Annotated in this window: 7 protein-coding genes and 1 pseudogene; 3 read left to right on the forward strand and 5 right to left on the reverse strand. The window is 57.8% G+C overall.

From position 1 onward, the window contains the following. On the reverse strand, nucleotides 1–157 hold a 157-nt coding region (locus EK23_RS22880; RefSeq protein WP_145998776.1), incomplete at its 3' end, for a helix-turn-helix domain-containing protein. A 336-nt stretch (nucleotides 158–493) separates the two neighbouring features. Between EK23_RS22880 and EK23_RS20780 the strand changes: the two genes are divergently transcribed. Continuing rightward, nucleotides 494–1,165, forward strand: coding sequence for a tetratricopeptide repeat protein (locus EK23_RS20780; protein WP_045227325.1), 672 nt, complete (start codon nucleotides 494–496; stop codon nucleotides 1,163–1,165). Nucleotides 1,166–1,331: 166 nt separating this feature from the next. On the opposite strand, the gene EK23_RS24395 is transcribed toward EK23_RS20780, so the two are convergent. Continuing rightward, nucleotides 1,332–1,526: a hypothetical protein gene (locus tag EK23_RS24395; protein ID WP_235282252.1), complete on the reverse strand. Its 195-nt coding sequence runs from the start codon at nucleotides 1,524–1,526 to the stop codon at nucleotides 1,332–1,334. A gap of 61 nt (nucleotides 1,527–1,587) precedes the next feature. On the opposite strand from EK23_RS24395, the pseudogene nhaD reads away from it, so the two are divergent. Next, nucleotides 1,588–1,872 (forward strand): annotated as a pseudogene (nhaD, locus tag EK23_RS24400) (sodium:proton antiporter NhaD); the annotation flags it as partial. A 10-nt stretch (nucleotides 1,873–1,882) separates the two neighbouring features. Here the strand turns inward: nhaD and EK23_RS20790 are convergent. Further along, nucleotides 1,883–5,326, reverse strand: a complete 3,444-nt coding sequence (locus tag EK23_RS20790) for an EAL domain-containing protein (RefSeq protein ID WP_268748206.1) — start codon at nucleotides 5,324–5,326, stop codon at nucleotides 1,883–1,885. A 227-nt stretch (nucleotides 5,327–5,553) separates the two neighbouring features. Here EK23_RS20790 and EK23_RS20795 point away from each other — a divergent pair, with 227 nt between their 5' ends. Then, nucleotides 5,554–6,030 carry a hypothetical protein gene (locus EK23_RS20795; RefSeq protein ID WP_045227181.1) on the forward strand — a complete coding sequence of 159 codons (477 nt, stop codon included), beginning with the start codon at nucleotides 5,554–5,556 and terminating at the stop codon, nucleotides 6,028–6,030. Nucleotides 6,031–6,278: 248 nt separating this feature from the next. On the opposite strand, the gene chrA is transcribed toward EK23_RS20795, so the two are convergent. Both chrA and EK23_RS20805 read right to left on the reverse strand, forming a co-directional pair. Next, the gene (gene chrA / locus EK23_RS20800) at nucleotides 6,279–7,664 is read right to left on the reverse strand and encodes a chromate efflux transporter (protein WP_045227180.1); all 1,386 of its coding nucleotides are present in this window, start codon (nucleotides 7,662–7,664) and stop codon (nucleotides 6,279–6,281) included. 261 nt (nucleotides 7,665–7,925) lie between these two features. Then, nucleotides 7,926–8,141 (reverse strand): TOBE-like domain-containing protein (locus EK23_RS20805; protein WP_045227327.1); only part of this gene is annotated, 216 nt, incomplete at its 5' end.

Below are 8,141 nucleotides of genomic sequence, written 5' to 3' on the forward strand. Positions count from 1 at the left end.
CTTCAAGGCCGCCTTCCGCCACCGCATTCTGGTAGCGATAGAAGGTGTCTCGCGACACCCCCATCACCTTGCAGGCCTTGGACACGTTGCCGAGTTCGGTTGCCAGGTTCAGCAGACCGATCTTGTGACGGATGACATTCTGATTGAGACTACTCATGGGGTTACTCCTGCGCTCACGCGCCGTTTCGATGAAGATTCGCACCTCTATCAAAACGGGTAACCCCACCTCGCGGCAAGGAACTCTGTCAGATCAAGTCTGAACTTCTACAAATATATGCCAATACTGTCATCCGGCTTATCCTGACCTCGGCCTTCCCCTATTCCAGCTTGGCGCTTTCGCCCTTTGTTCAACTGCATTCGGCGATCAGCCTACGGCAGGCTCAACTGGCGAGCGAGGCCAAAGGCAATGTCGCAAACTTGCAGCTAACGGCCGCGATCCGCCGTACAATCAGGTCATCAGTCCCGTCATGTCTTGACTCCTGTTCGAACCGCTATGATCAAGCCAATTCTATGCCTCATCGCCGTTACCCTCCTGTTGACTGGCTGCTCAAGGTCTTTTCCGGAGATTCCCTGGCTTCCTAAAGAGCAGCAGCGTCAGCGGGAATTGCAGGGAAACATCGACTTTGCCAGCCGTCTCGAACTCGCGCGCCTCTATTTTCAGCATAACCGCATCGATGAAGCGAGTGAAATTCTAGACCCCTTGGTCAGCGAGCAGCCTAATAACCAAGAAGCAAAAGCCTGGCACGCCGCTAACCGCTGCAAATTGGCGGAACGCCGTGGGCCTTGGCTGCTCGGCATCGACAAGATGGTTCTTCTGTGGAGCTGCATGACCGAACTCGAACGCGCCGGGCATCATGCGGGCGATAATCTGTCGGTTGCCCTCGCGGAAATCTACACGGATACGGAAGTCGAGGTGTTTGGCGCCAAGCGCCGCGCCTATCAGGCCAAAGATCGTCTGCAGCAGCGCATTGAATCCAAGGGAGAGGCATACACCACACCGGAAAAAGCAGCTTTCTATCAGGCTGCGGCCCTGTTGGCATTCCGTCATGGAGACAGCGCCGGTGCCCGCGACTACCTCAAGCGCGTCATAAGCCTTGGCGACCAGGAATCGACCGAACGAGCGCGGCAGATGCTGCTCACACTGGATGCAAGCGGGGCGGGTTGAACTGTGAATGGCACGAAGCGCCCGCATGGGGCCGATACTGCCGGTAAAGCTGAACGTCCATGATCCATTATCGGCCGGTCTCGCCGTAAGGTTTTGTGGCCGATTCGCGACACCTCAGGCTTGATGAACCAAGGCATCTATAGCTCTTGGGCACTATTGCACGCAGCTACCGATCACCGTAGGAAATGAGGACGGCGAGAAGCAAGGTGGCCTGCCCTGCCACCAGAGGCCCATCGATACCACCACCTCCGTAAAATCCACTTTGCCGACCGGTGGAGTTGTCATACCGATACTCGGCCCGTATCTGGGTCTTGTACGGCCCTTCGCTCAATGCGTACTCAACGGTCGCCGTGACAGCCATGATGAATTGTTCCGACCCAGTCAGCGTTCCGTTCGGATCCCAATACAGTTCGGGCCGCAGACCAACCCTGGCCAACGTGTTGATCGGCCTGATTTCCGCCCTTATCGACAATGGCACCATCATGGACACCGTCCTAGCCATGGCCCCAAGCATTAAGGAAGAACACTGGCTGCTGGTCACCTTGACGACGGGCGTTGGCGGCAGCCTGCTGGCCATCGGTTCGGCGGCAGGCGTCGGACTCATGGGGCAATGCAAGGGCACGTATTCCTTCGCTTCGCACCTGCGATGGACGCCGGTCATCGCTCTGAGATACGTCGCCAGCATCGGCACGTATCTCTTGCTAAACGCGGGAACGCCTACGCGTCGGACGTCCGAACTTTGTCGGCCAGTGCTTCGATCGCAATCAGGAGTTTATCTCGTATTTCGTAAAGCGCGGGCAAGTGATTGCGGGCGGCGTCCCTCTGACCGTCTTTCACAAGGGTGACGATGTCAGACGCGAGGCTATGAATCCGCTCATGTTCCACATCGATTGCCTGATACTCGGGGTAAGTGCCGTAGCGTATCGAGCCGCTGCCGTGATACCAGCGCCCGAAGCGACAATGACGACTGTCCAGGCTCATGGCCAATTCCTGCTCTGGATGGTCGAGGTAATCCTCCAATTGCTTGATCCACAGACGATGGCTCTGCGCGGCTACCGTCAGGACGACATCTTCGCGCGCGCGATGAGTTCCAGCCAATGGCTGCCAGGGCGATTCGGCACGCCAGTGGCTTACCCAATCGGGCATATGTTCTGGCGGCATCGGGCGGGCGATGCCGAACCCCTGGGCTCGACGACAGCCGAGGCGGACGAGGATGGCGGCATGTTCCAGGGTTTCGACCCCTTCGGCGACCACCCAGCGATTGAAGGCATGCGCCAAACGCACGACACTCTCGACCAACCCCAGATCGTCCGGATCATCGAGCATGTCACGCACGAAGCTCTGATCGACCTTGAGCGTCTCGACCGGCAGGCTCCGAAAATAAGTCAGCGAAGAATAGCCCGTGCCGAAATCGTCCAGCGAGAAGCGCACGCCGATTTGACGGCATTGGGCGAGCACGTGCACCGCGCGCTGAATATCCGCTAGAGCGGCGGTTTCCACGATTTCCAACTCAAGATCGCTCGGGGAAACTTCCGGATATTTCGCCAAGATGTGGCAAAGCCGTTCGGAAAAGTCATTCTGTAACAAGTGTTCGGCGCTGACATTGACACTGACTATTAAATTCAGGCCAAGGGAATTCCAAACCTTAATCTGCTCGAGCGCTGCCTCGATGACCCATTCGCCAAGAGCGATTTCTATATCGTCGCCGCTCAGATAGTGCAAAAAAGCGCCGGGTAGCAGCAGACCTTGCTCCGGATGTTGCCAGCGCAGCAAAGCCTCGGCGCCGATCACATCGCCGCTCACCAAATCGACTTTTGGCTGGTAATGCAATACAAACTCTTGGTTTGAAAGAGCTGCGAGCAGCCTTTCCCGTTGGAAACGGTGCTCCTGGATCCGTCGGTCGTGCTCCACATCAAACAGGGTGTAGCGGTTCTTACCCGCTTCTTTGGCTCGATACATCGCCTGGTCGGCATGTCGCAGGAGTGTGTCGGCATCGGCATCATCATCCGGGTAAAGGGTCACGCCGATACTGGCGGAAACGCTCAGCGGGACATCGTTCACCTGGACAGGCGCGCTCACCGCCCGCAAAACCCGCTCTAGGATCAGGTGGCATTCATCACATTGTTCTAGATCCGTGACCAGCACGACGAATTCATCGCCGCCAAGGCGCGCCAGGGTATCCTCGGCTCGCAGTATCCCTTTGAGGCGTTCGGTGATTTCGATCAGCAGTTGGTCGCCGGCCGCATGCCCGTAGGCGTCGTTGATGGGTTTGAATCCATCCAGATCCAGATAGGCCACCGCAATCGGTCTGCCGGTGCGCCGGGCGTGGGCCATTGCTTGCCCTAGGCGATCGGCTAACAAGCGCCTGTTGGGAACCCCGGTGAGGGTGTCGTAATAGGCGATGCGTTGGAGTTCGGCTTCATGCGCCTTAAGCAGGCTGATATCGGAAAAAATGCTGATGTAATGCTGGATGTTTCCCGCCGGATCGCGCACGACGGAAATGGCGAGCATTTCCGCGAAGACCTCGCCATTCTTGCGACGGTTCCAAATTTCACCGCGCCAGCAATCATGCTCTGCCAGCGCCTGCCGGATTTCGGCAAAAAACGCCGGTCCGTGGCGACCGGAGACCAATAGTTCAAGGGGCTGGTCCATGACCTCTTCCCGGTCATAGCCGGTGATGCGGGAGAAGGCCGGGTTGACATCGACAATGCGATCCTGGGCATCCGCGATGATGATCCCTTCGTAGCTGTTGGCGAACACGCTGGCAGCCAGCCGCAGCTGCGCATCGGTGCGCACCCGTTCAGTGATGTCTCGATCAATCCCCTGAAAGCCTATCAGGCGGCCATCCGGGTCCAACATCGGCGAGGCCCGCGATTCAACGGTCCGGTAGTCTCCCTTTTGGTTTCGCCAGCGCAGTTCAACGTCACGCCAGCCACTGTGCTCCTGAACGGCTCGTTGAAATGTCTGGGTGTAGAGCCGAATATCCTCCGGATGGATGAGAGTCAGGGGATCCGTCGTGTAAAAGACTTCACGATCAACTCCCACCAATTCATTGACCCGCTCGTTGGAATAAATGTGCTTTCCTTCTGCATCGATGATCCAGATCCAGTCACTGGAATCTTCCGCCAGCCGACGGTAGCGTTCCTCGCTGTGGCGCAGTTCCGCCTCGGCCTTTTCACGCGCGTGGATGGTCAAGGCCAGCGTCAAGCTGAGTGTCGTCAGTACGACCAGATAGAACCAAAGATTATTCAGGCTCGACTGACTGACGTCATTGGCAAAGAAGCCGCTGCCGTGTGTCGAGCCCCATAACGCCTGTATTTCCGTCGTGGTGGCAACGAGTAATGCCCCGTGCAGACCGAATCGCACAGCACCCCACGTGGCAAACAGAAACATCCAGTAGCCGAGCGCTATCACGCCGAAGGGTTGGCGGAACCAATCCAGGAAGACGACTTGGCCGAAGAACAGAGAAAGTCCCAAAAATGACAAAGTCTCAAGCCACCGTGATCGTTCGAACCAGCCACGAGGCCACCTACGCCAGACCAGGACAAGCGGGGTTACCAACAGGATGCCGAGGAAGTCTCCCTGCCACCATCGGGCCAGATTTGCAATCAGGGTCTCCCAGTTCAGGAAACCAACGCTCAACAAGACGGAATTTCCGATCAGCGCGCTCGTAGAAGCACTCAAGGCGCCAACAAGGGCGAGTTTTCGAAAGTCAGCGGGGGCACTCAGTGAAAAGCCGCGCAAATTAGCACGGGCCAACAAGCCATAACCGACGACCGCTTCCAGGGTGTTGCCAACTCCGATACAGGCCGATACGGCTACCGAACTACCGGCCAAAGCGTTGGCGACGCATGCGCCTATAAAAACCCCTGGCCATAACTTTCTCCCCCGCATCAGCATGGCAGCCAATCCAAGTCCGCTGGGCGGCCAGATGATCGAAACAACTCCGTTGGGCGACAGATAGGTCAGCGAGATATGGGCGAGCATTACATACCCGGCAGCCAATCCTACCAGGTGCAGTATGTCTCTCCCTCCATACCGGACTGAGAAGTTCAAGCGGCTTACCTCGCATCGTTCGGGATACCCCGGAGGCAAGCCCAGTGGTCGCGCAGCGTCAACTGAGTTTCCAAGCCAAATTTGCCAATCGAAGTTGGCAGGCACCGGATGAGGTCACTCAAGTATAGAAGCCATTGTCACTCGCCACATGATTGAGCAGCCCGGCTCAGGAGGAACAAGCTACCGAGGCTGCAGTGCGCCGTCGAGCCACTACACTGAGAGTGTTGCCATCGCGTATTTCGAGAATTTGGAACTCTTATTCCTGCGGCGGGTCGACAGACCCCACAGCTGGCAAAATTTGTAATTCAACTCCCTCTCCGATCGGATTCACCATGAGCATTGCGCACGAACTCAGCGATCTTTTGAATCGCCCCAACGGCCCTTCGCACGTTCCAACTAGCGATGCGACTAACAAACTGCTGAACGGCTTGATCGCAGGCGTCTTTTTCAGCGTGGTGATCCTAGTTGGGAGCGGTGACGCCTGGTTGGCCGCCAATTTCGGACTGGGCATGTTCCTCGTAATTGGCGACATATTGCGTTTTCACGACCGCAGCCTGGGCATCACCGCCGGATTCCTTGCAGGCCTCTGCGCCAGCGGTGTCATTGGCTCCTTCTTCGGCCCCGAGATCGGGAAAGTGACCGCGCTGGGAATATTGGCTGCTGTCGCGCCGGCCATTCACATCATGGATACGGAACCGGGTTGGGGAAGAGGCGGCCGCAATGTCCTGGGCGTTTGTTGGTCCATTGCAATGACCACGGTTTTTCTCCTCTGGTTCTTCGACACCTATTCGCTGCATCTGATGGGCTAGCCGACGGCATCGCTGTGCGCCGCCACACCGTCGTTTACACCAAGAAACGCCAGAGGTCGCCTGCTCGTGGTCATTCCCAATGTCGTGCCCAGCGTAGATCATTCAGGTGAATGCAGCTTCCTCGCACAGTGATGACGAAGAGGCTCTGACGCTGCATCGTTTATTTCGCGTGCAATGCAACGATGGCAATCGCTTGTGAGACATGGCAGTCATGCTCCCCTATGGCAGAGGTCTATGCCGGGTAATCATTACCAAACTGCGTATCCGACCAATAATGGTTTGATGAAGACTAACGCCAAGCCCGCCAGCCCGGATGCGGCAATCACCGGAATGACTCCCAGCTTCCAGCGGAACAGTGCCAGCAGGGCCGCGAGGCCCAGCAATGCGGCGAATGCATCGAACCGCCCGGCGAAACCTTGTGGCCAGAATGTGTGCCAGGCGAAGAACACCGCGAGATTGCATATCACGCCGACCACGGCGGCTGTAATCCCGGTCAGGGGCGCGGTAAATTTCAGATTGCCATGAGTGGACTCGACCATAGGCCCACCGGCCAGGATAAACACGAAGCTGGGCAGGAAGGTGAACCAGGTCACCACGACCGCCGCCAGGACACCCGCCAGAAACGGCTGGTTTTGTCCCAAGACCTGCTGCGTCCAGCCTGCCACAAAGCCCACGAACGTCACCACCATAATGAGTGGCCCGGGCGTCGTCTCACCTAAGGCCAGTCCGTCGATCATTTGCTGGGGCGTCAGCCACTGGTAATGTTCGACCGCTCCCTGATAGACATAGGGCAGCACCGCGTAGGCGCCCCCGAAGGTCAGAAGGGCTGCCTTGGTGAAAAACCAAGCCATTTGCGTCAGGGCGCCGTTCCAGCCATAACGGGCACATAGCACCCCAATCACGCTGCTCCAAAGCAGCAGCCCCAATCCCGCCACCTTGGCCAACCGTTCCCAGGTAAACCTCGCATGAGGTGGCACGGGGGTATCGTCATCGATCAACGCGGGACCGAAGGACCTTTTCGATGCGCCATGGCCACCGCCTACGGCGAACTTTTCAGGAGCCAGTCTGCCACCTAGGGCGCCTAGCAACCCCGCCGCCACTACGATAAGGGGAAACGGCGCATCCAAGACGAAGATGGCCAGAAAGGCCAGCCCAGCGATGCCCCACAAAACCCAGTTCTTGAGCGCCCTCATACCAATGCGGTAAGCCGCGAAAAGGACAATGGCGGTGACCGCCGGCTTGATCCCGTAAAACACCCCCGCAACCGCTGGTAGTTGGCCAAAGGCCAGATAGATCCAACCAAGGGCTATCAAGATCAACAGTGACGGCAGGACGAACAAGCCACCTGCGATGATTCCACCCCAGTTCCGATGCATGAGCCAGCCAATATACGTGGCCAGTTGCTGTGCTTCCGGACCCGGCAGCAACATGCAGTAATTCAGGGCGTGCAGGTAACGGCTCTCGGAAATCCAGCGGCGCCGTACCACCAGGTCCTGGTGCATGATCGCAATCTGACCGGCCGGGCCGCCAAAGCTGATGAAGCCGAGCTTCAGCCAATAGACAATCGATTCGCCCAGGGAGATCGAATCAGGGCGTTCAGAGCCCGACCTTGCGCGGTGCTCGGTGTCCTTCATGGTCTTATCCAAATAGGAACAGGTATCGGATCCGCAGGCGTTGATAGAAACGCCGACTAAGGTGAAATCTTCCCACGACGGCCGATGATTTTCCCCAGAAGCATGCTCAGATCTACGCCCGCCAGCCACGAGATTCCGCAATTCGGCGAATCCCGACGGAGTTGGCAGTTTATCGGCTTTACGGACGATGAAATGGCAAATCGCTCGGATACACGTCTAGGTGTCGCCCAAAGGTCATCAGTCAGCGCGCCGTGTCGCACGCTAGAGTGCAGGCGGTGATTCGGCCGATTCTCCCTTGCTGAACACCCTCAACCGCTTGGGCTGAATCAGTACCTCATCGCCCTTGTTCAGGCCATTGCCCTGAAATTCCCCACGGCTCATTTCCGCCTCCACCAGGCCGGAACCGTCGCTGCGCTCCAGTTCCAGCCGCACCACCCCGCCCAGCCGGCGCACATCCCGGATCAGCGCGCTGATGCC

The sequence above is a fragment of the Methyloterricola oryzae genome (genome assembly GCF_000934725.1).
In the GTDB taxonomy this organism is placed as follows: domain Bacteria; phylum Pseudomonadota; class Gammaproteobacteria; order Methylococcales; family Methylococcaceae; genus Methyloterricola; species Methyloterricola oryzae.

Excerpts from the sequence above, each read along its gene's own strand:
- EK23_RS20780 (WP_045227325.1), top strand. The coding sequence starts at position 494 with ATGATCAAGCCAATTCTATGCCTCATCGCCGTTACCCTCCTGTTGACT.
- EK23_RS24395 (WP_235282252.1), bottom strand. The coding sequence starts at position 1,526 with ATGGCTGTCACGGCGACCGTTGAGTACGCATTGAGCGAAGGGCCGTAC.
- EK23_RS20795 (WP_045227181.1), top strand. The coding sequence starts at position 5,554 with ATGAGCATTGCGCACGAACTCAGCGATCTTTTGAATCGCCCCAACGGC.
- chrA (WP_045227180.1), bottom strand. The coding sequence starts at position 7,664 with ATGAAGGACACCGAGCACCGCGCAAGGTCGGGCTCTGAACGCCCTGAT.